A 21427-nucleotide genomic window follows, 5' to 3' on the forward strand; every position below is an offset into this window, starting at 1 on the left:
TCCCCGAGAAAAATCGCCGCCCGCGACAGGCTGTTGTGAATCGCCGGGCGTTCAACGCTGGGCAACGGAAACCGCGTGCGGCGGTTCTCGTGATCGACCCAGACCACCGCATCGCCATCAAACTCCAGCCGATGCGCCAGCGAGTGACTCCAGCCAAACCCCAGCCCGACATCGATTTCCACCGCGCTGGTGCGGTACAACCGGGTGAATTCGAACGGCAGCAAGCCATCCAGCGTGCCGTCGGTCAGGGTCAGCAACTCTTCGCCGGTGACCATCGACACCGGACAGCCGTTGGTGCAGGTCAGCGGCGCGCAGTCGGCGCTGTCGCCGTTGGGGTTTTGCGCTTGATCGGAGGCGTCGTCACGAGATTCGTGACGCTCCATCCGCGTCGTGCCACGGGACTTGTCCCGGGCCATCGGTGCCGGATTCGGCACGGTCAACACCACGGCGTCCGCCTGACGAATGTGCAGCGGGATCGCCGACGTCGGCTTCAACGGCACGTCGCGCGCATGCACCATCAACGGCTTCAACGCGCCCGCGTGCTTGTTCAGATCCGCAGTTGAGGACAGTTCGCTCAGGCGCAGCGCCGACGCTGCCAGCCATTGCCGCGCCCGTGCCGAGTTGATCTTGCTCAGCACCTTGCTGCTCAGTCTCACGGGCACGCCAACACCGCCGCAAACGCGCATCAGCAAAAAGCTGATTAACAACTCGACCCGGACTTCTGCCACCACTTCCGCCAGGTACTGCGGCGGCAGCATCTTCAACCAACTGCTAAACGCGGCCAGATGGATAAACAGCAACGGCTCGTCACTGAGGATCAGCAAGCCATTGGTGATGGCCTCGCCGGAGGCGTCGAGCAGCGCTTGCAGCTCGACAGCGCTCAGGTACTGCAGCAGTTTTTCACTGTTGGCCTGCAGGTCGGCGAGCAGGCCAAACAGTTGTTTAACGTCATCCCAAATGTCGTGCAGGGCTTTCTCGAAACCGCGCCAGTCGGCCTGTTGCAACTGCTGGTAACGATCAGCGAAACCGGCGCCGGAAAACTCCGTCCATAGCGGTTGAAACCCGTGCCACTCCTGACGAAGCCAGACCTCCAGCCCATCCAGAATCCCTTCGTAGGAGGCGTACAGGGCTTGAATATGGGCGGCGGAAACATCAGGAAAGAAGGTGATGCGATAACGCTGGCCCCGGTCGCAGTCGCTGACTTCCAGAATGCCGCTCGGGCCGATGGTATGGCGCAGCGGTTCACCGAAACTCAATACCCCGTCGACCTCGCCGACTACTGGCTCGAGCATCACCGGTGTATCGCCGATCGGTACGAAGCGCGCCGTCTCGAACAGGTGCACCAGGGTCAACGGGCCGCTCGCGGGGCACATGACCACCGAGGTCTGGATCGGCTGGCGGGATTTAACGGGCGCGCTTAGACGGACGTGGTCACCGACCTTGAACACCTGCTCGACATCCAGCGCCGTCCCGGTCCAGAACTGCTCGGCCCAGGCCTCGTAGTTGTTCAGGCACAGGCGGAACTCGCGGATCAGCGTTTCGAAGTCCGGGTGTTGCGGGTTCAGGGCGGCAACCACCAGCAGGCCGATGCTGTTGTTCAGGGCCAGGAGCCGATCGGTTTGGAACATTCGCAAGCACTCGCGCACATGAAAGAGGTGCGCGGACTTTGCGGGGGATCAAAATCGAAAGAAGTCGGGAAAGTAAGCGTTATCTGTAGGGCATTTCGCTAAATGTCAGCGAGTCATTCCACGGCCCGTAAACATTGCCCGTTGCTCAATGTCCGCTGGCCTCGCTATGCTGCTGAACCCATTAATCAGATCCGAGTAGCGGCGCCGGTTGGGCCGCCCGGGATGTTTTTGATAACGGATCCGATGATGAATGCACCGATGAAGACGTTTGGCCCGATCAAGGCCGTGATTTTCGACATGGACGGTTTGCTGCTGGATACGGAAGGTATCTACACCGAGGTCACCTCGCTCATTGCCGAGCGTTACGGGCGGACTTTCGACTGGAGCGTTAAACAGAACATCATCGGTCGTGGCGCCAATGATCTGGCGAACTACGTGGTGCAGGCGCTGGATCTGCCGATCAGCGCCGAAGAGTTTCTGCTGATCCGCGAGCCGCTGATGCGTGAACGCTTTCCCAAGGCCCAGGCGATGCCCGGCGCGGAGGAGCTGATTCGTCACCTCAAGGCGCACAACATTCCGATCGCCGTGGGCACCAGTTCGTCGCGGCAGTCGTTCGGCCAGAAAACCACCTTGCACCGCGACTGGTTTGCGCTGTTCGATTTCATCGTCACCGCAGATGATCCGGAAGTTGGCGCGGCGAAACCGGCGCCGGACATCTTTCTCACCGCCGCCCGGCGTCTGGGTGTAGCGCCTGAAGACTGTCTGGTCTTCGAGGATTCGCCGTTTGGCGTCACCGCAGCGAAAGCGGCGGGGATGACGGCCATCGCGATTCCCGATGCAGCCATGGCCGATGAAAAATACGCGCATGCCGACGGGATTTTGCGCACGCTCAAGGCGTTCACCCCGAGTGCCTGCGGTTTGCCGGCGCTGGAGTGGGCTTGATCTGCCGATAAGCGCCGATAAAAAAACGCCGCCCTCTGCAAAAGAGGTGCGGCGTTTTTTGTACCCGGGATTCGGCGCAATCAGGCGCCAAAACCACCGTCGATGGTCAGGCTGGCACCGGTGATGTAACCGGCTTCCGGGCCGACCAGATAAGCGACGAAACCGGCGATTTCATCAGCAGTGCCGTAACGGCCCACCGCCATCAGCGGGATCAGGCTCTCGGCGAAATCGCCATGGGCCGGGTTCATATCAGTGTCGACCGGGCCGGGCTGCACGTTGTTGATGGTGATGCCGCGCGGGCCGAGATCACGAGCCAGGCCTTTGGTCAGGCCGACCAGTGCCGATTTGCTCATCGCATACACGCCGCCACCGCCGAAGGGCATACGGTCGGCGTTGGTGCTGCCGATGTTGACGATGCGCGAGCCTTCGCCCATGTGTCTGGCGGCTTCCTGAGACGCGATGAACACGCTGCGCACGTTGATCGCCAGGGTCTGGTCGAAGTCTTCCAGTTTGAAGTCTTCCAGCGGCGCGATGGCCAGAACGCCGGCGTTGTTCACCAGAATATCCAGGCGGCCAAAGGCTTCGACGGTGGCGCTGACGGCGTTGCGGATGGCTGTTTCATCGGCGCTGTCGGCCTTGATCGCCAGGGCTTTGCCGCCGTTGGCAGTGATGCTGTTCTGCAACTCTTCGGCCTTGGCGGTGGAACTGACGTAGGTGAAGGCGACAGCGGCGCCTTCTGCGGCCAGGCGTTTGACGATGGCGGCGCCGATGCCACGGGAACCGCCTTGAATCAGAGCGACTTTGCCGCTGAGGTGTTGAGTGGTCATGTTCGATCTCCAGAAAATTCAAGGCGGGGTGCCTTGTTGTTGGAGCCGAGTATCGGCCTCGTATCGACAACCGTGTAGACCATGATTGCTATAGTCTGTGTAAACCAGAAGTTTATAGTGGCGATCATGGAAACTTTCAGCAGTATCGAATGCTTCGTGCGCAGCGCCGAAGTCGGCAGCTTTGCCGAAGCCGCCCGGCGCTTGAGCCTTACCCCGGCCGCCGTTGGCAAGAGTGTGGCGAAGCTCGAGGTGCGGCTCGGTGTACGGCTGTTCCAGCGTAGTACACGCAGCTTGACCCTGACCGAGGCCGGTCAGCTGTTTTTGAGTCAGGTCAGTGGCAGCCTTACGACGATTCAGAATGCCGTGGCCAATCTGGCGAGTGTGGAAGGGCTGCCGGCGGGGACGTTGAAAGTCAGCATGGGCACGGTATTCGGGCGGCTGTATGTCGTGCCGCTGCTGCAAGAGTTTTTACGTCGGTTTCCGGCGATCAACCCTGACTGGCATTTTGATAACCGTCAGGTCGATCTGATTGGGCAGGGTTTCGATGCGGCGATTGGCGGCGGCTTTGAATTGCCCCAAGGCGTCGTTGCACGCAGATTGGCACCCGCGCACCGTGTGTTGGTCGCATCTGCTGACTATCTGCAAAGGCACGAAGCGATCGCCGAACCGGATGACCTGCAACGTCACGATGGCATTCTGATCCGCTCGCCGCAAACCGGCCGGGTACGTTCCTGGCAGTTGATCAGTAGTGGCAGTCAGCTCTGTCAGCCCTTGACCCTCAAGACGCGAATGACCATGAGCGACTCCGAAGCCGCCTGCGCTACGGCAGCACAAGGGCTGGGCATCGCGCTGGTCAGCATGCCGTTTGCCGTGGGTTATCTCGAGGCGGGCACATTGCAACGCGTGCTGCCGGACTGGTACATCGATGACGGCAACATTTCGATCTACTACGCCGAGCATAAATTGTTGCCGGGCAAGACTCGGGCGTTTGTCGATTTTGTGATTGAGCAGTTTGCCGAGCGGGGGGTGGCTCGGCGGTTCAGTGCTGTCTGAGTTTGGCTTTTGACCGAGTTGCGGCCATCGCGAGCAGGCTCACTCCTACAGGAACAGTATTGTGCCCGAAATCTGTGGGCAACACCGATCACTGTAGGAGTGAGCCTGCTCGCGAAGAACGATAACGCGGTCTACCGGGCAAACCGCTCCGCCCAGCCAATGATCTGCTTCGGCCGCGGCGTCGCATAAGTCCGCACCTTGGACGTCGACAACCCCAGCCGCACCAGCGATTCAGCAATGGTCACCGCCGCCGTCACGCCATCCACCACCGGCACCCCGGTGCGGCGACGAATCTGTTCATCCAGCCCGGCCATGCCGCCGCAACCCAGGCAAATCACCTCGGCCTTGTCCTGGGTCACCGCCAGCTCCGCTTGTTGCACGATGGCTTCCAGTGCGCGCTGCGGCTGGTGTTCCAGCTCCAGCACCGCCAGGCCACTGGCCCGCACCGACGCGCAGCGATCCCACAGGCCCGAGAGCTTCAGCCGATCCTCGATCAGCGGCACGGTGCGATCCAGCGTGGTCACCACTGAGTAGGCGTGGCCGAGGAACATCGCGGTACTGGCAGCCGCGTCGGTGATGTCCACCACCGGCACGTTGAGCAGTTCCTGCAATCCTTCGCGGCCGTGTTCGCCGTAGCCGGCCTGAATCACCGCGTCGAACGGTTGATCGTAAGACATCACCCGGTCCATCACGGCGATGGCCGCCAGGTAACTTTCGAAATTGCCTTCCACCGAGTCGGCGCCGAAGAACGGCGTCAGGCCGACGATTTCCGTGCCGGGAGACGCGACGGCCTGTGCCGAGCGGGCGATGGCTTGGGTGATGGATTCGGTGGTGTTGACGTTGACCACAAGAATACGCATGGGAAGTCCTTATTGCGGGCAGTTCAGCGGCCCAAATCCGGGCCGCGAGGAAGTTAATGGCAGACGTTGTCGACGGCGATCGATTCGCCACTGACGTCGGCGTAGTGCGGCTGACGTTTGGCGATGATCAGGTAGAGCATCGCGGCAATGCCGGCGCCCACCAGCCAGGAGAACGGCGAGATGCTGTGGAAACCCGGTACCAGCGCCAGGACGATGGCGATCAACGCAGCAGGAATGAACGCCGCCACGGCACGGAAATTCACTCCACGGCTGTAGTAATAGGCGCCGTCGGGATCTTCGCTGTACAACTGCGGGACGTTGATCCGGCCTCTGCGGATCAGCCAGTAGTCGACCATGATCACCCCGTACAACGGGCCGAGCAGGGCGCCGAGGCCGGACAGGAAGTAAACGATCACCAGCGGGCTGTTGTAGAGATTCCACGGCAGGATCAACACGGCGATGGTCGCGCTGATCAGCCCGGCGCGGCGGAAGGTCAGGTACTTCGGCGCCAGGTTGCTGAGGACGAACGCCGGGGCGACGAAGTTGGCCATGATGTTCACTGCTACGGTAACGATCAGGAATGCCAGGCAACCGAGTACCAGAAAGAACGTGTTGGGAATCGAGGCGATGATTTCGGTCGGGCTTTCGATGATCCGCCCGTTGATTTGAAATTGCGCACCGCAGAGCAGGACGGTGATGGCGGCGAACACCAGAATGTTCACCGGCAGGCCCCAGAAATTGCCGACCTTGATGGTCTTGCGGCACGGCGAGGAGCGGGCGAAGTCGCAGAAGTTGAGGATCAGCGTGCCGTAGATCGCCAGCCACAAGGCGCCGCCGGCAAAGATGTTGCGCCACATCTCGCCACCGCTCAGCGGTTCGCGGATTGACCAGGCAATCGTCGCGTTGGCCTGGGTGTACATCCACACGGCGAGGGCGGCGACGGTCAGCAGAATCACCGGCCCGGCAAACGCTTCGTAACGGCGGACCATTTCCATGCCGTAGGCGAGGATCGCCAGTTGCACGAACCAGATCGCCACGAAACACACCCAGCCCAGCGTCGACAGACCGAGGATCGAGTTGTGGTCGTAATCGGCGAAGCCAGGATGAATCGCCGTCAGCAGCACACGAAATACCACCGACGCCAGATACGTCTGAATGCCGAACCAGGCGATGGCGATCACCGCGCGAATCAACGCCGGAATCTGTGCGCCGTGGATGCCGAAACTGATCCGGCTGATCACCGGAAACGGCACCCCGGTTTTCTGCCCCATGTAGCCGGACAGGTTCATGAAGAAGTACACCAGTGCCGCGCCGATCCCCAGCGACAGCAGAATCTGCCAGCCCCCCAGGCCCAGCGCATACAGACCGATGGCGAACGAGTAGTTGGCGATGTTGTGCACATCGTTGGTCCACAGGGCAAAAATACTGTATTTGCCCCAGCGCCGACCTTCGGCCCGGGTCGGTGCCAGGTCGCTGTTGTGCAGGCGTGGGCTCAGTTGTAACGGTTCGGCCGGACCCGCGTCGGGCAATGGTTGGTCGAGGGCAGAGGCGGGCAGATTCAGCGCGATGTTGTTGGAGAGACTTGTACGCATTCCGGCAGGCTCCTGATGGGCGGGGCCGCGATGACTGTACATGAGCGGTGAGGCTCGACAAATCTTCGTCGCGGCCAGCAGACATCACTGGTTACGGGGCATCTGCAGCCTGTACGGGATAGGGCGCTTCAGGCTTGCGGATCGAAAGTGTGGATTGATGTTTTGCGGTTTTGTATACAAAACATGTATGCACCAAAGCCAGATCTGTGCCAGTCAGCGATCTATCGAGCGCTGCGCTCATTTCGAAAAATTATCGATGAGCGCTAACTGTTTGAAAATAAATGGTTATAAATTGACCGATTGAACAGGTATTTATTTTTTGCGAGGGATTTTGCGCAGGCGGCAGAGCGCAGGAGAATTCAGCAGGGATGTAACTTTTCAGGGCGTGAAAGCAAAAAGTGCACACATAAATGGCACCGATGGTGACATTCGTGTGTACACATTTTTTGAGTCGCTAGAGGCCAGTGTAGGAGTGAGCCTGCTCGCGATAGCGGCGTATTAGTCGATGAATTTTTTGCCTGATACACCGCTATCGCGAGCAGGCTCACTCCTACAAGGGGAAATCATCGTGGCAGGGGTTTACGCCTTGCTGATGATATTCCCCGCATGCAACCCGCACTCTTTCTGCGTCGCTTCTTCCCACCACCAGCGGCCTTCGCGTTCGTGCTGGTTCGGCAGCACCGGGCGGGTGCACGGTTCGCAGCCGATGCTGATGAAGCCGCGCTCGTGCAGGCTGTTGTACGGCAGTTCGAGCATGCGGATGTAGCCCCAGATCTCTTCGCTGGTCATCTGCGCCAGCGGGTTGAACTTGTACAGCGTGCGCTCGGGCGTGGAGAACGCGGTGTCGATCTCCAGCACCGCCACGGCGCTGCGGGTGCCCGGGCTCTGGTCGCGGCGCTGGCCGGTGGCCCAGGCTTTGACGCCGGACAGTTTGCGGCGCAGCGGTTCGATCTTGCGGATGCCGCAGCATTCGCCATGGCCGTCCTTGTAGAAACTGAACAGGCCTTTTTCCTTCACGAACGGTTCGAGTTTCGTGTAGTCCGGCGACACCAGTTCGATGTCGATCTTGTAGTGTTCGCGCACCTGATCGATGAAGCGATAGGTCTCCGGGTGCAGGCGGCCGGTGTCGAGGCTGAATACCTTGACGTTCTTGTTCAGCTTCCAGGCCATGTCCACCAGCACCACATCCTCGGCACCACTGAAAGAGATCCACAGCTCATCGCCGAACTCGGCGAACGCGAGTTTCAGGATGTCCTGGGCGGATTTGTTGGCATAGGTCGTGGCGAGTTCCACGACATCGAACGTTGGGCTCATCAGGGCGGCTTCCTACAGGTCGGTGGCGCTGGGCGCTCTATATGGCGGCGATGTTAACAAAAAGCGGCGGGATAGGGGGCGCCCGCTGCGTTGCGCGGTCGCGGGGGAGTCGCTAGAGTTCGGGCTCGCTCGACTCAATAATCACTACAAACGGGAGTGTCTTGTGGAAATTGCTTGCCTGGATCTTGAAGGGGTACTGGTGCCGGAAATCTGGATCGCCTTCGCCGAAAAAACCGGAATCGAATCCCTCAAGGCCACCACCCGGGACATTCCCGATTACGACGTGCTGATGACGCAGCGTCTACGCATCCTCGATGAGCACGGCCTGAAACTCTCGGACATTCAGGAAGTGATCGCCACGCTCAAGCCGCTGGACGGCGCAGTGGAGTTCGTCGACTGGCTGCGTGAGCGCTTCCAGGTGGTGATTCTCTCGGACACCTTCTACGAATTTTCCCAGCCGCTGATGCGCCAGCTGGGCTTCCCGACCTTGCTCTGCCATCGCCTGATCACTGACGACAGCGGGCGCGTGACCGGCTATCAATTGCGTCAGAAAGACCCCAAGCGTCAGTCGGTGCTGGCGTTCAAGAGCTTGTACTACCGGGTGATTGCGGCGGGGGATTCGTATAACGACACGAGCATGCTCGGCGAGGCGGACGCGGGGATTCTGTTCCATGCGCCGGACAACGTGATTCGCGAGTTCCCGCAGTTTCCCGCCGTACACACCTTTGCCGAGTTAAAGCAGGAGTTCCTCAAGGCCTCGAACCGGGATTTGAGTTAGTAATTACAACATTGTGGCGAGGGAGCTTGCTCCCGCTGGAGTGCGAAGCGCTCCCCAAAATCTTACGACTGCTGCGCAGCCGAGCGGGAGCAAGCTCCCTCGCCACAAAAAGTTATAGGTTTTGCAGGGTTTCGAGGAGGATTCTGACTTTGGTAATCGACTCCTGATATTCCGCCTGCCAGTCCGAATCCGCCACGATCCCGCCACCACCCCAGCAGCAGACCTGCCCATCCTTGACCAACAGACTGCGAATCGCGATGGAGCTGTCCATCTCGCCGCGTACGTCCAGGTACAGCAACGAACCGCAATACAACCCGCGCCGGGTCGGCTCCAGTTCGTCAATGATCTGCATCGCGCGAATCTTCGGTGCGCCGGTGATCGAGCCACCGGGGAAGCTGCCAGCGATCAGGTCGAGGGCGTCGCGATCCTCCGCCAGTTCACCGGTCACGCTGCTGACCAGGTGATGCACGTTGGGATAGCTTTCCAGGCTGAACAGCTCCGGCACCCGCACCGAGCCGATGCGGCAGGTGCGGCCGAGGTCGTTGCGCAGCAGGTCGACGATCATCAGGTTTTCCGCGCGATCCTTGGGGCTGGCCAGCAGTTCGGCGGCGTTGGCGGCGTCTTCGGCAGGCGTCAGGCCGCGGGGGCGGGTACCTTTGATCGGGCGGGTTTCCACCTGACGCCGGCTGACTTTGACGAAGCGCTCCGGCGACAGGCTCAGCACCGCGTCGCCGTCGGGCAGGCTCTGAAACCCGGAGAACGGTGTCGGGCAGGCCTCGCGCAACGCGCAATAGGCCAGCCACGGATCGCCCTGACAGGTTGCGCGGAAACGCTGGGCGAAGTTGACCTGATAGCAGTCGCCGGCCTGGATGTATTGATGAATGCGTTCCAGCGCCTGGCGATAGTCATCGGGCGACAGATCGGCGGTCATCGGCGTGTCGAGCTTGAACGGGGTCAGCGGCGCCGAGGTCGGTTGGCTAAACAGCGCGATCAGCCGTTGCCGCTCGCTGTCGGCCAGCGACGGGTGAAACACCAATTGGCTGGTGGCGGTCTGGTGATCGCTGATCAGCGCCCAATCGTAGAGGCCGAACCGTGCGTCGGGCAGTTGCAAATCGTCCCGGGCCTGGCTCGGCAGATTCTCGAGATGTCGGCCGAAGTCGTAGCTCAGATAGCCGATCAGGCCGCCAGCGAAGGGCAGGTCATATTCGCCAGGCAACTGCGCTTCGCCCAGACGGGTCAGGTTATCGCGCAGGCGTTGCAGGAAAACGCTGCCGCTTTCGTCGGGCAACACCGCCAGTTGTTCCAGCGGCCAGGCGCTGAGCAGGTCATAACGGCCACGGTCGGCACTCGGCCGGCCGCTGTCGAGCAGCACGGCGCCGGGCGCATGGCGGATGGCCGCGAAGTAATCGGCGGGGTTGGCGCGGTAGGGCAGCGGGTGTACGGAACAGGTCAACATGGGCGGGGCAGATCGGCCATTGAGGCGGGGTGGGGATTGTAGTCCTCTGCGGGAGTTGCTCCTAGAGGGGATGTCGGGGATGAACAGATTGGGGGCAGGGTTGAGTCTTGTAGTGGCGGTAAGTCCGCTATCGCGAGCAGGCTCACTCCTACAATTTGGAATGCGTTCCCCTGTAGGAGTGAGCCTGCTCGCGATAGCCGCGCCTCAGTGCTGGATCAGCCCTCAACCGCCGGAATATGCCCAAACATTTCCTGAGTAAACGCCACCCGTTCCTCAACCGACTCCGTCACCCCGCGTGCCTTCAGGTCTTCCAGATGCGCCTCGACCGCATGCGTACGCAGGGTCAGCCCGCAATCGTTGGCAATCTGGATATTCAGCCCCGGCCGCGCGTTCAGCTCGAGAATCAGCGGGCCTTTCTCCTGGTCGAGCACCATGTCCACACCGATGTAACCCAGGCCGCACAGCTCGTAGCAGCCAGCGGCGAGCTTCATGAAACCGTCCCAGTAGGGCAGTTGTACGCCGTCCACCGCGTTGGTGGTGTCGGGGTGTTTGGTGATGATGTTGTTCAGCCAGGTGCCGCGCAGGGTCAGGCCGGTGGCGAGGTCGACACCGACGCCGATGGCGCCCTGGTGCAGGTTGGCCTTGCCGCCGGACTGACGGGTCGGCAGGCGCAACATGGCCATTACCGGGTAGCCCATCAGCACGATGATGCGAATGTCCGGCACGCCTTCGTAGCTGATGCTTTTGAAGATCTGGTCGGGGGTCACCCGGTATTCGATCAGCGCGCGGTCGCGGTGACCGCCCAGCGAATACAGGCCGGTGAGGATGCTGGAAATGTGGTGCTCGAGTTCTTCATGGGCGAGGATCTTGCCCGAGACCGTTCGGTAGCGGCCCTCGAAGCGGTCGGCGATCACAATGATGCCGTCACCGCCAGCGCCCTGGGCCGGTTTGATCACGAAGTCGTTGCGCCCGCCGATGATCGCGTCGAGCTTGTCGATTTCCTTCTCCGTGGAGATCACGCCGTACAGCTCCGGCACATGAATGCCGGCCTCGATCGCGCGCTCCTTGGTGATGATCTTGTCATCGACGATCGGGTACAGGCTGCGCTTGTTGTACTTGAGCACGTAATCGGCGTTACGCCGGTTGATGCCCATGATGCCCCGCGCCTCCAGAGCCTTCCAGGTCTTCCAGAAACCGAACATCAGGCGTCAGCCTTCTTCAGGAAAGCCTTGAAACGCACCAGTTCGGTCAGGCGGTAGCCGCGATAGCGACCCATCGCCAGCATGAAGCCAACCAGAATCAGCAGGATCGCCGGGAAAGTGAACACGAAGTACACCAGCTCCGGCACGGTCATGATCAAGTGCGCCAGGGACGCCGCGAACAGCGTACCGATCGCCACTTTCATGGCATGGCTGGCACCGCGTTCTTCCCAAGTGATCGACAGGCGTTCGATGGTCATGGTCAGAATCACCATCGGGAACAGCGCCACCGACAAACCGCGCTCCAGACCAAGCTTGTGACTGAACAGACTGATGGCGGCAATCAGCACCACCACGAAGGTCAACACCACCGACAGACGCGGCAGCATTTGCAGCTTCAGATGTTCCAGATACGAGCGTAATGACAGGCCCAGCGCGGTGATCACGGTAAACAGCAGGATGCCGAAGCCCAATTGCGTTTCGCGGAAGGCGAGGGCGATCAGCACCGGGGTAAAGGTGCCGAGGGTCTGCAGGCCGATCAGGTTGCGCAGGATCAGGATCACCAGCACGCCGATCGGGATCATCACCATGATCATGAAGGTCTGCTGGGTCTGCAGCGGCAGGCCGTACAGCGAGTATTCGAGGAAGTTGGCGTCGGTGTTTTCGTCAGTCAGTTTGGCCAGACGAATTGCGTTCATCTCGCTGTTGTTCAGGCTGAAGGTCACGTTGGCTTTCTTCGCGCCGTCGACGGTGATCAGGTTTTCATCACCGGTCCACCACAGCAGGCGGTCGGTCGGCAGGCCTTGCTCGCCGGTTTCCGGGTTGAAGTACAGCCAGTCGTTACCGTTGAAGCTGCGCAGCCACAGTTCCGGGGTTTGCGGCTGGTCGGCGACGAGGCGGATGGTGTGGACTTTCTCCACCGGCACGTGGGCGATCGACAGCAGCAGTTCGACGATCTTCGCTTTGTGCGGCGTCGACGGATCGCCGGCCAGCAGCAGTTTGACGTTGTCGTCGTTGACGTTGTTGACGCGTTTGATCGCCTCGCCAATGAAGGTTTCGACGTCGGCCGAGTGCTGGCGGATCGGCGCGAGCAGGGCTTCGGCAGCGATTTTTTCCGGGCCTTCGATGGCGATGCTGTCGCGGAAGGTCGGGCCTTTGATCTTGGATTTTTCCGCGGTGTAGCGCTTGGTCAGCACCAGGCGGTAATAAAGGGTCTGATTGCCCTTGGCCCGGCGCGCGGACCAGGTGACCTTGCGGTTGCCGTCGACGCGGTTGACCGCCACGCCGTAGTTATTGGAGATAAAGCTTTCGTTGAGGCTGACGTAATCGCGGCTCAGCGGCGGCACGAACATCTGGACTTTCACCGGATCCTTGGTGCTGGCGACGAACTCGACTTTGGCGTCGATGTTCCACAGGTCGTCGGTGGCGTCTTCGGTCACCGGGATGCCGAGCACGAAAATCTGATAGGCCGTAACCGAAACGCCCAGGAGCACCAGAATGGTGATCAGGATTTTCAGGTGGAAGGTTAGAGAACGCATGGAAATTACTCGGCGGTATGAGCGGCGATGGTGCAGGCGGGTTTGCCGGCAGCGTATTTAAGACTGGGGTCGACCAGCGCGTCGAAGCGTTTCAGCGCTTCGGAGCCGATCAAAAGCGGGTATTGGAACGCACTACGGTCGGTCAGGTTCACTTCGATGCTGCGCAATGCCGAACCCATGCAGATATCCAGTTCGATCACCGGGCGCGCGGTGTACTTTTTACCTTCTTCCGGGTCGTAGTCGCCGGCACGGCGCTTGATCTTGCTGACCCGGGCCAGCGGTCGTTCGATCGGGTGTGAATGCGCGGCGTCGATTGCCAGGTAGAAACGCACCCAGGACTCACCATTGCGTTTGAAGCGTTTGATGTCGCGGGCACTCAGCGAGGCGGTTTTGGCGCCGGTGTCGAGTTTGGCCGCGACTTCCAGATTGATGCCGTCAAGCGATGCATATTCGTTGAGGCCGTACACGGTTTTTTCCCCCGCCGCGGCGAGGCCGGGCAGGCAAAACAGAGCAAAAAATGTGGGGAAGGGCTTGAGTCTCATAAATCCTGGTGCGCAGCGTTCCGTTTTCGGTTCAGGTTCCTGGCAAAACTTGCGCAAGACCCTTCGTGTGCCTATCAGCTTTTTATGACAAGCCGTACAAATGGCCAGCAAATGCGGGCGGCATTCTAGCACGGTGGGTTTATGGCGCCAGCGCTGGGGCCGGTCTATAAAAGATCAAAAGATCGCAGCCTGCGGCAGCTCCTACACTGGATTCGCGTACACCCTGTTGGAGCTGCCGAAGGCTGCGATCCTTTCGGGTTATTAGACGATTGTCGACAATGTCTATTTATCCTTTGACTGGTGCGGGTTAATTGGCTAGTTTTTGCCGCATTGGATTTAAAGGTGTCGACAATCATGCTGGATCAACTCGATCCCCCGGTCATCAGCGGCGACGATTCCGAGACGCTCTCGGAAAACGTCTTCCGGCGCATTCAGGCGGCCATCGTCAAAGGCGAGATCGCCCCGGGCAGCAAGATCTCCGAGCCGGAGCTGGCGCGCACCTACGGCATCAGTCGCGGGCCGCTGCGCGAAGCCATTCATCGGCTCGAAGGCCAACGGCTGCTGGTGCGCGTACCGCATGTCGGCGCGCGAGTGGTGTCGCTCAGCCATGCCGAATTGCTCGAACTCTACGAAGTCCGCGAATCCCTCGAAGGCATGGCCTGCCGGCTGGCGGCCGAGCGCATGAGCGTTGAAGAAATCGACGAACTGCGCCGGGTGCTGGAAACCCATGAGCGCGACGCGGCGTTCCAGGCTGGCGTCGGCTACTACCAGCAGGAAGGCGATTTCGACTTTCACTACCGGATCATCCAAGGCAGCGGCAACCGCACCCTGACCCAGATGCTCTGCGGCGAGCTTTATCAACTGGTGCGCATGTACCGCATCCAGTTTTCCACCACGCCCAACCGCCCGCGTCAGGCCTTCGCCGAACACCACCGGATTCTCGATGCCATCGCCGACCGTGACGGCGAGCTCGCGGAATTGTTGATGCGCCGTCACATCGGCGCCTCGAAACGCAACATCGCCCGTCACTACCAGGACGGCGCCGACAATAAGACAGCCACTGAACGAGGTGAGTCATGAGTTCCAAGCACAACACTCCAGGCCAGCGTTTCCGCGATGCGGTCGCCAGCGAGCATCCATTGCAGGTGGTCGGCGCGATCAACGCCAACCACGCGCTGCTGGCCAAGCGTGCCGGTTTCAAGGCGATCTACCTGTCCGGTGGCGGGGTGGCCGCAGGCTCGCTCGGCGTGCCGGATCTGGGCATCACCGGCCTGGATGACGTGCTCACCGACGTGCGGCGCATCACCGACGTTTGCGACCTGCCGTTGCTGGTGGACGTCGACACCGGTTTCGGTTCGTCGGCGTTCAACGTGGCGCGCACTGTGAAGTCGATGATCAAGTTTGGCGCGGCGGCGATTCACATCGAGGATCAGGTCGGCGCCAAGCGCTGCGGCCATCGTCCGAACAAGGAAATCGTCAGCCAGCAGGAAATGGTCGATCGCATCAAGGCCGCAGTCGATGCCCGTACCGACGACAGCTTCGTGATCATGGCGCGCACCGATGCGCTGGCGGTTGAAGGTCTGGAATCGGCACTCGATCGCGCCGCCGCGTGCATCGAGGCCGGCGCCGACATGATCTTCCCGGAAGCCATCACCGAGCTTGAGATGTACAAGCTGTTCGCCAACCGCGTGAAGGCGCCGATCCTCGCCAACATCACCGAGTTCGGCGCGACGCCGCTGTACACCACCGAGCAGCTTGCGGGGGCGGATGTGTCGCTGGTGCTGTACCCGCTGTCGGCGTTCCGCGCGATGAACAAGGCCGCGGAAAACGTCTACACCGCGATCCGCCGCGACGGCACCCAGCAGAACGTCATCGACACCATGCAGACGCGCATGGAGCTTTACGATCGCATCGACTACCACACGTTCGAGCAGAAGCTCGATGCGTTGTTTGCACAAAAGAAAGGCTGAACAAGATCCCCTGTGGGAGCGAGCCTGCTCGCGAAAGCGGTGAATCAGGCAATAAAAAAGTGACTGACACGACGCTTTCGCGAGCAAGCCCGCTCCCACACGTTTCCCCTACAAATTCAAGAAAATTGGAGACAGCAATGGCCGAAGCAAAAGTACTCAGTGGCGCCGGGCTCCGTGGCCAGGTTGCCGGGCAAACCGCTCTGTCCACCGTGGGCCAGGCCGGTGCCGGGCTGACTTATCGCGGTTACGACGTGCGTGAACTGGCGGCAGACGCGCAGTTCGAAGAAGTCGCGGACCTGCTGCTGTACGGCGAACTGCCGACCCAGGCGCAACTCGACGCTTACCAGCAGAAGCTGAGCAAGCTGCGCGACCTGCCGCAGGCACTGAAAGAAGTGCTCGAACGCATTCCCGCCGACGCCCACCCGATGGACGTGATGCGCACCGGTTGCTCGTTCCTCGGCAACATCGAGCCGGAGAAAGACTTCTCCGAACAACGCGACAAGACCGACCGCCTGCTCGCCGCGTTCCCGGCGATCATGTGCTACTGGTATCGCTTCAGCCACGACGGCAAACGCATCAACTGCGTCAGCGACGAGCCATCGATCGGCGGCCACTTCCTGCACTTGTTGCACGACAAGAAGCCGAGCGAACTGCACGTCAAAGTGATGAACGTGTCGCTGATCCTCTACGCCGAACACGAATTCAACGCCTCGACCTTCACCGCTCGCGTTTGCGCATCGACCCTGTCCGACCTGTATTCCTGCGTCACCGCAGCGATCGGTTCGTTGCGTGGCCCGCTGCATGGTGGCGCCAACGAGGCGGCAATGGAAATGATCGAGCGCTTCTCGTCGCCGCAAGAGGCGATCAAAGGCACCCTCCGCATGCTCGAGCGCAAGGACAAGATCATGGGCTTCGGCCACGCGATCTATAAGGACAGCGATCCGCGCAACGAGGTGATCAAGGGCTGGTCGAAAAAACTCGCCGACGAAGTCGGGGACAAGGTGTTGTTTGCGGTTTCCGAAGCCATCGACAAGACCATGTGGGAGCAGAAAAAACTGTTCCCCAACGCCGACTTCTACCATGCCTCGGCGTACCACTTCATGGGTATCCCGACCAAGCTGTTCACGCCGATCTTCGTCTGCTCGCGCCTGACCGGCTGGGCCGCGCACGTGTTCGAACAGCGCGCCAACAACCGCATCATCCGTCCAAGCGCCGAGTACATCGGCGTCGAACAGCGCAAGTTCGTGCCAATCGAACGTCGCTGAATGGTGGGGCTGCCACACGGGTAACTGGATAAACCGGGAGCCAATGTGGGAGCGGGCTTGCTCGCGAATGCGGTGTATCAGTCGACAAATCCGTTGAATGACACTCCGCATTCGGGAGCAAGCCCCCTCCCACAGTTGACCGAGCCCATTTCAGTACCAGTGTCGGACCCACCCTTTGAAACTACCGTGACCCGAGTCCTGACCCGATGAACACAGAATTCCGCAAAAACCTGCCCGGCAGTTCCCTGGATTATTTCGACGTCCGTGCGGCGGTCGAGGCGATTCAGCCCGGCAGCTATGACACCCTGCCGTACACCTCCCGCGTGCTGGCGGAAAACCTCGTGCGTCGCTGCGACCCGGCCACGCTCACCGATTCCCTCAAGCAACTGATCGAGCGCAAACGCGACCTCGACTTCCCGTGGTTTCCGGCGCGTGTGGTGTGCCACGACATTCTCGGCCAGACCGCACTGGTCGACCTCGCCGGCCTGCGTGACGCGATTGCGCAACAGGGCGGTGATCCGGCGCAGGTCAACCCGGTAGTGCCGACGCAACTGATCGTCGACCACTCGCTGGCGGTGGAAGCGGGCGGTTTCGACAAGCAGGCGTTCGAGAAGAACCGCGCCATCGAAGACCGGCGCAACGAAGACCGTTTCCACTTCATCAACTGGACCAAAAAGGCCTTCAAGAACGTCGACGTGATCCCGCCGGGCAACGGCATCATGCACCAGATCAACCTGGAGAAAATGTCTCCGGTGATCCAGGTGCGCGACGGCGTGGCATTCCCCGACACCTGTGTCGGCACCGACAGCCACACCCCGCACGTCGATGCGCTGGGCGTGATCGCCATCGGCGTTGGCGGTCTCGAAGCCGAGAGCGTGATGCTCGGCCGCGCCTCGTGGATGCGCCTGCCGGAAAGCGTCGGCGTCGAACTGACCGGCAAGCTGCAACCGGGCATCACCGCCACCGACATGGTGCTGGCGCTGACCGAATACCTGCGCAAACAGAAAGTCGTCGGCGCCTGGCTGGAGTTCTTCGGCGAAGGCGCCTCGGCGCTGACCCTTGGCGACCGCGCGACCATCTCCAACATGGCCCCGGAGTACGGTGCCACCGCGGCGATGTTCTACATCGACCAGCAGACCATCGACTACCTGAAACTCACCGGGCGCGAAGACCAGCAAGTGCAACTTGTCGAGCAGTACGCCCGGCTCAACGGTCTGTGGGCCGACAGCCTGAAAGGCGCGCAATACGAGCGTGGCCTGAGCTTTGATCTGTCGTCGGTGGTGCGCAACATGGCCGGCCCGAGCAACCCGCACGCCCGCGTCGCGGTAGCGGATCTGGCGGCCAAAGGCATCTCCGGGCAGTGGGATGATGTGCCGGGGCAAATGCCTGACGGCGCGGTGATCATCGCCGCCATCACCAGTTGCACCAACACCAGCAACCCGCGCAACGTGATCGCCGCCGGCCTCTTGGCACGCAATGCCAACAAGCTTGGCCTGACCCGCAAGCCGTGGGTCAAATCCTCGCTGGCACCGGGTTCGAAAACCGTGGCGCTGTACCTTGACGAAGCGGGGCTGACCACGGAGCTGGAGCAACTCGGTTTCGGCGTCGTCGCGTTTGCCTGCACCACTTGCAACGGCATGTCCGGCGCCCTCGATCCGGTGATCCAGCAAGAGATCATCGACCGCGATCTGTATGCGACTGCCGTGCTCTCCGGCAACCGCAACTTCGACGGCCGCATTCACCCGTACGCCAAACAGGCGTTCCTCGCGTCGCCGCCGCTGGTGGTCGCTTACGCCATCGCCGGGACCATTCGTTTCGACATCGAGAAAGATGTGCTGGGCGTGGTCGACGGCAAGGAAATCCGCCTGAAAGACATCTGGCCGAGCGACGAAGAAATCGACGCGGTGGTGAAGTCTTCGGTCAAGCCGGAGCAGTTCCGGCAGGTCTACATTCCGATGTTCGCCATCCACGAAGACACCGGCCCGAAAGTCGCGCCGCTGTACGACTGGCGCGAGATGAGCACTTACATCCGCCGTCCGCCCTACTGGGAAGGCGCACTGGCCGGCGCCCGTCCGCTGAAGGGCATGCGCCCGCTGGCGGTGCTGCCGGACAACATCACCACCGATCACCTGTCGCCCTCCAACGCGATCATGCTCGACAGCGCCGCCGGCGAATATCTGGCGAAAATGGGCCTGCCGGAAGAAGACTTCAACTCGTACGCCACGCACCGCGGCGACCACCTGACCGCGCAGCGCGCGACCTTCGCCAACCCGAAGCTGTTCAACGAAATGGTTCAGGAAAACGGCAAGGTCAAACAGGGTTCGCTGGCCCGCGTCGAGCCGGAAGGCAAAGTCATGCGCATGTGGGAAGCCATCGAAACCTACATGGAGCGCAAGCAGCCGTTGATCATCATTGCCGGTGCCGACTACGGCCAGGGTTCGTCCCGCGACTGGGCGGCGAAGGGCGTGCGTCTGGCAGGCGTCGAAGCGATCGTCGCCGAAGGTTTCGAGCGCATTCACCGCACCAACCTGGTGGGCATGGGCGTGTTGCCGCTGGAGTTCAAAGCGGGTACCGACCGTCACACCTTGGCCATCGACGGCAGCGAAACCTACGACGTGATCGGCGCCCGCACCCCGCGCGCCGACCTGACGCTGGTGATCCATCGCAAGTCCGGCGAGCGCGTTGAGGTACCGGTGACCTGCCGTCTGGATACCGCTGAAGAAGTGTCGATCTACGAGGCCGGCGGCGTGTTGCAGCGCTTCGCCCAAGACTTCCTCGAAGAGTCGGCGGTTGCCGTTTAAATCAACTGATGCAGGCATGGGGTTTCACGCCCATGCCTTCGGTAAGGAGCATCATGGCTCACGCACCACAAATCAAGATCCCCGCCACCTACATGCGCGGCGGCACCAGCAAGGGCGTGTTCTTCAGCCTCAAGGATCTGCCCGAAGCGGCGCAGATTCCCGGCCCGGCCCGCGATGCCTTGCTGCTGCGAGTGATCGGCAGCCCCGACCCGTACGACAAGCAGATCGACGGCATGGGCGGCGCCACCTCGAGCACCAGCAAAACCGTGATCCTGTCGAAAAGCATCAAGGCTGATCACGACGTCGATTACCTGTTCGGTCAGGTGTCGATCGACAAGCCGTTCGTCGACTGGAGCGGCAACTGCGGCAACCTCTCGGCAGCGGTCGGTTCATTCGCCATCAGCAACGGTCTGGTGGAGGCCAGCCGCATTCCGCACAACGGTGTCGCGGTGGTGCGCGTATGGCAGGCCAACATCGGCAAGACCATCATCGCCCACGTGCCGATCACCAACGGCGAAGTGCAGGAAACCGGTGATTTCGAACTCGACGGCGTGACCTTTCCGGCCGCCGAAGTGCAGGTCGAATTCATCGATCCGGCGGCGGAAGAAGAGGGTGGCGGCGGTTCGATGTTCCCCACCGGCAACCTGATCGATCAGCTTGAGGTACCGGGTGTCGGCACGTTCCAGGCGACCATGATCAACGCCGGGATCCCGACGATTTTCGTCAACGCCGCAGACATCGGCTACACCGGCACCGAACTGCAAGGCGCGATCAACAGCGACCCGAAAGCGTTGCAGATGTTCGAAACCATCCGCGCCTACGGTGCATTGCGCATGGGCCTGATTTCCAATCTGGACGAAGCGGCCAAGCGACAGCACACGCCGAAAGTCGCGTTCGTCGCCAAGCCTGCGGATTATGTGGCGTCCAGTGGCAAGGCGATTGCTGCCAGCGATGTGGATTTGCTGGTACGCGCATTGTCGATGGGCAAATTACACCACGCGATGATGGGCACGGCGGCGGTGGCGATTGGCACGGCGGCGGCGATTTCCGGGACTCTGGTGAATCTCGCAGCAGGCGGTGTCGAGCGCAACGCTGTGCGCTTCGGCCATCCTTCCGGAACCTTGCGCGTGGGCGCCGAAGCCAGTCTGGAAAACGGTGACTGGGTGGTGAAAAAAGCCATCATGAGCCGCAGTGCCCGCGTCCTCATGGAAGGTTTCGTTCGCATCCCCGGCGACTCTTTCTGACCCAACACCGAACAACACTGTGGGAGCGGGCTTGCTCGCGAAGGCGTAGTGTCAGTCGACATTTTCGCTGGCTGACACACCGCCTTCGCGAGCAAGCCCGCTCCCACAGGGGATTGCATTTCAACCAGGATAATCAATCCACAAAGTAATATTCCTGTGCCAGCAATACTTTCTGACACTACACCGAACAAAAACTGTGGGAGCGGGCTTGCTCGCGAAGGCGTAGTGTCAGTCGACATTTTCGCTGGCTGACACACCGTCTTCGCGAGCAAGCCCTCTCCCACAGGGGATTGCATTTCAATCAGGATAATCAATCCACAAAGTAATATTCGTATGCCCGGCGATACTTTCTGACACTACACCGAACAAAAACTGTGGGAGCGGGCTTGCTCGCGAAGGCGTAGTGTCAGTCGACATT

General features: G+C 61.0%; 17 protein-coding genes. 8 read left to right on the forward strand and 9 right to left on the reverse strand.

Features of this window, described 5'->3' with window-relative positions; all coding sequences use genetic code 11:
* Nucleotides 1-1628 (reverse strand): DUF6531 domain-containing protein (locus CKW11_RS18240; RefSeq protein WP_256582094.1); only part of this gene is annotated, 1628 nt, incomplete at its 3' end.
* A 246-nt stretch (nucleotides 1629-1874) separates the two neighbouring features.
* Here CKW11_RS18240 and CKW11_RS18245 point away from each other — a divergent pair.
* Complete coding sequence (locus tag CKW11_RS18245; RefSeq protein WP_027613306.1) at nucleotides 1875-2570, forward strand: HAD-IA family hydrolase; 696 nt, start codon at nucleotides 1875-1877, stop codon at nucleotides 2568-2570.
* Nucleotides 2571-2650: 80 nt separating this feature from the next.
* Here the strand turns inward: CKW11_RS18245 and CKW11_RS18250 are convergent, their stop codons facing one another.
* Nucleotides 2651-3397: a 3-oxoacyl-ACP reductase family protein gene (locus tag CKW11_RS18250; RefSeq protein ID WP_095138624.1), complete on the reverse strand. Its 747-nt coding sequence runs from the start codon at nucleotides 3395-3397 to the stop codon at nucleotides 2651-2653.
* Between the two features lie 126 nt (nucleotides 3398-3523).
* On the opposite strand from CKW11_RS18250, the gene CKW11_RS18255 reads away from it, so the two are divergent.
* Entirely contained in the window at nucleotides 3524-4450 is a 927-nt protein-coding gene (locus tag CKW11_RS18255; protein WP_095139045.1) for a LysR family transcriptional regulator, read from the forward strand.
* A gap of 131 nt (nucleotides 4451-4581) precedes the next feature.
* Here the strand turns inward: CKW11_RS18255 and CKW11_RS18260 are convergent, their stop codons facing one another.
* The 3 genes from CKW11_RS18260 to CKW11_RS18270 all read right to left on the reverse strand — a co-directional run bounded on the left by CKW11_RS18260 (nucleotide 4582) and on the right by CKW11_RS18270 (nucleotide 8216).
* Complete coding sequence (locus CKW11_RS18260) at nucleotides 4582-5310, reverse strand: aspartate/glutamate racemase family protein (RefSeq protein WP_095138625.1); 729 nt, start codon at nucleotides 5308-5310, stop codon at nucleotides 4582-4584.
* A gap of 53 nt (nucleotides 5311-5363) precedes the next feature.
* A complete protein-coding gene (locus CKW11_RS18265; protein ID WP_095138626.1) occupies nucleotides 5364-6902 on the reverse strand; it encodes an NCS1 family nucleobase:cation symporter-1 in 1539 nt (512 codons plus the stop codon).
* A 579-nt stretch (nucleotides 6903-7481) separates the two neighbouring features.
* Nucleotides 7482-8216, reverse strand: coding sequence for a phosphoadenylyl-sulfate reductase (locus tag CKW11_RS18270; protein WP_003223260.1), 735 nt, complete (start codon nucleotides 8214-8216; stop codon nucleotides 7482-7484).
* A 163-nt stretch (nucleotides 8217-8379) separates the two neighbouring features.
* Between CKW11_RS18270 and thrH the strand changes: the two genes are divergently transcribed.
* On the forward strand, nucleotides 8380-8994 hold the full coding sequence (gene thrH / locus CKW11_RS18275) for a bifunctional phosphoserine phosphatase/homoserine phosphotransferase ThrH (protein ID WP_095138627.1): 615 nt from the start codon (nucleotides 8380-8382) through the stop codon (nucleotides 8992-8994).
* Between the two features lie 112 nt (nucleotides 8995-9106).
* On the opposite strand, the gene pabB is transcribed toward thrH, so the two are convergent.
* From pabB to CKW11_RS18295, 4 genes are all read right to left on the reverse strand, one after another.
* Entirely contained in the window at nucleotides 9107-10450 is a 1344-nt protein-coding gene (pabB, locus tag CKW11_RS18280) for an aminodeoxychorismate synthase component I (RefSeq protein WP_095138628.1), read from the reverse strand.
* A 215-nt stretch (nucleotides 10451-10665) separates the two neighbouring features.
* Complete coding sequence (locus tag CKW11_RS18285) at nucleotides 10666-11652, reverse strand: alpha-L-glutamate ligase-like protein (RefSeq protein WP_095138629.1); 987 nt, start codon at nucleotides 11650-11652, stop codon at nucleotides 10666-10668.
* Complete coding sequence (locus tag CKW11_RS18290) at nucleotides 11652-13187, reverse strand: inactive transglutaminase family protein (protein ID WP_041067624.1); 1536 nt, start codon at nucleotides 13185-13187, stop codon at nucleotides 11652-11654. The genes CKW11_RS18285 and CKW11_RS18290 overlap by 1 nt, the downstream gene beginning before the upstream one ends.
* A gap of 5 nt (nucleotides 13188-13192) precedes the next feature.
* The gene (locus tag CKW11_RS18295) at nucleotides 13193-13729 is read right to left on the reverse strand and encodes an ATP-dependent zinc protease (RefSeq protein ID WP_007916436.1); all 537 of its coding nucleotides are present in this window, start codon (nucleotides 13727-13729) and stop codon (nucleotides 13193-13195) included.
* 357 nt (nucleotides 13730-14086) lie between these two features.
* Here CKW11_RS18295 and CKW11_RS18300 point away from each other — a divergent pair, with 357 nt between their 5' ends.
* From CKW11_RS18300 to prpF, 5 genes are all read left to right on the forward strand, one after another.
* Nucleotides 14087-14809: a GntR family transcriptional regulator gene (locus tag CKW11_RS18300; protein WP_177440023.1), complete on the forward strand. Its 723-nt coding sequence runs from the start codon at nucleotides 14087-14089 to the stop codon at nucleotides 14807-14809.
* Nucleotides 14806-15699 (forward strand): methylisocitrate lyase, encoded by an 894-nt coding sequence (gene prpB / locus CKW11_RS18305; RefSeq protein WP_095138631.1) that lies wholly within the window; start codon nucleotides 14806-14808, stop codon nucleotides 15697-15699. The genes CKW11_RS18300 and prpB overlap by 4 nt, the downstream gene beginning before the upstream one ends.
* Before the next feature lie 137 nt (nucleotides 15700-15836).
* Complete coding sequence (prpC, locus tag CKW11_RS18310; RefSeq protein ID WP_095138632.1) at nucleotides 15837-16964, forward strand: 2-methylcitrate synthase; 1128 nt, start codon at nucleotides 15837-15839, stop codon at nucleotides 16962-16964.
* A gap of 206 nt (nucleotides 16965-17170) precedes the next feature.
* Complete coding sequence (acnD, locus tag CKW11_RS18315; protein ID WP_095138633.1) at nucleotides 17171-19765, forward strand: Fe/S-dependent 2-methylisocitrate dehydratase AcnD; 2595 nt, start codon at nucleotides 17171-17173, stop codon at nucleotides 19763-19765.
* 53 nt (nucleotides 19766-19818) lie between these two features.
* Complete coding sequence (prpF, locus tag CKW11_RS18320) at nucleotides 19819-21009, forward strand: 2-methylaconitate cis-trans isomerase PrpF (protein WP_095138634.1); 1191 nt, start codon at nucleotides 19819-19821, stop codon at nucleotides 21007-21009.
* Nucleotides 21010-21427 lie beyond the last annotated feature (418 nt).

It is taken from the genome of Pseudomonas sp. Irchel s3a10 (genome assembly GCF_900187525.1).
In the GTDB taxonomy this organism is placed as follows: domain Bacteria; phylum Pseudomonadota; class Gammaproteobacteria; order Pseudomonadales; family Pseudomonadaceae; genus Aquipseudomonas; species Aquipseudomonas koreensis_G.

Excerpts from the sequence above, each read along its gene's own strand:
- CKW11_RS18245 (WP_027613306.1), top strand. The coding sequence starts at position 1,875 with ATGAATGCACCGATGAAGACGTTTGGCCCGATCAAGGCCGTGATTTTC.
- CKW11_RS18260 (WP_095138625.1), bottom strand. The coding sequence starts at position 5,310 with ATGCGTATTCTTGTGGTCAACGTCAACACCACCGAATCCATCACCCAA.
- CKW11_RS18265 (WP_095138626.1), bottom strand. The coding sequence starts at position 6,902 with ATGCGTACAAGTCTCTCCAACAACATCGCGCTGAATCTGCCCGCCTCT.
- CKW11_RS18295 (WP_007916436.1), bottom strand. The coding sequence starts at position 13,729 with ATGAGACTCAAGCCCTTCCCCACATTTTTTGCTCTGTTTTGCCTGCCC.
- CKW11_RS18250 (WP_095138624.1), bottom strand. The coding sequence starts at position 3,397 with ATGACCACTCAACACCTCAGCGGCAAAGTCGCTCTGATTCAAGGCGGT.
- pabB (WP_095138628.1), bottom strand. The coding sequence starts at position 10,450 with ATGTTGACCTGTTCCGTACACCCGCTGCCCTACCGCGCCAACCCCGCC.
- prpF (WP_095138634.1), top strand. The coding sequence starts at position 19,819 with ATGGCTCACGCACCACAAATCAAGATCCCCGCCACCTACATGCGCGGC.
- CKW11_RS18270 (WP_003223260.1), bottom strand. The coding sequence starts at position 8,216 with ATGAGCCCAACGTTCGATGTCGTGGAACTCGCCACGACCTATGCCAAC.
- CKW11_RS18285 (WP_095138629.1), bottom strand. The coding sequence starts at position 11,652 with ATGTTCGGTTTCTGGAAGACCTGGAAGGCTCTGGAGGCGCGGGGCATC.
- prpB (WP_095138631.1), top strand. The coding sequence starts at position 14,806 with ATGAGTTCCAAGCACAACACTCCAGGCCAGCGTTTCCGCGATGCGGTC.
- CKW11_RS18255 (WP_095139045.1), top strand. The coding sequence starts at position 3,524 with ATGGAAACTTTCAGCAGTATCGAATGCTTCGTGCGCAGCGCCGAAGTC.
- acnD (WP_095138633.1), top strand. The coding sequence starts at position 17,171 with ATGAACACAGAATTCCGCAAAAACCTGCCCGGCAGTTCCCTGGATTAT.
- CKW11_RS18290 (WP_041067624.1), bottom strand. The coding sequence starts at position 13,187 with ATGCGTTCTCTAACCTTCCACCTGAAAATCCTGATCACCATTCTGGTG.
- prpC (WP_095138632.1), top strand. The coding sequence starts at position 15,837 with ATGGCCGAAGCAAAAGTACTCAGTGGCGCCGGGCTCCGTGGCCAGGTT.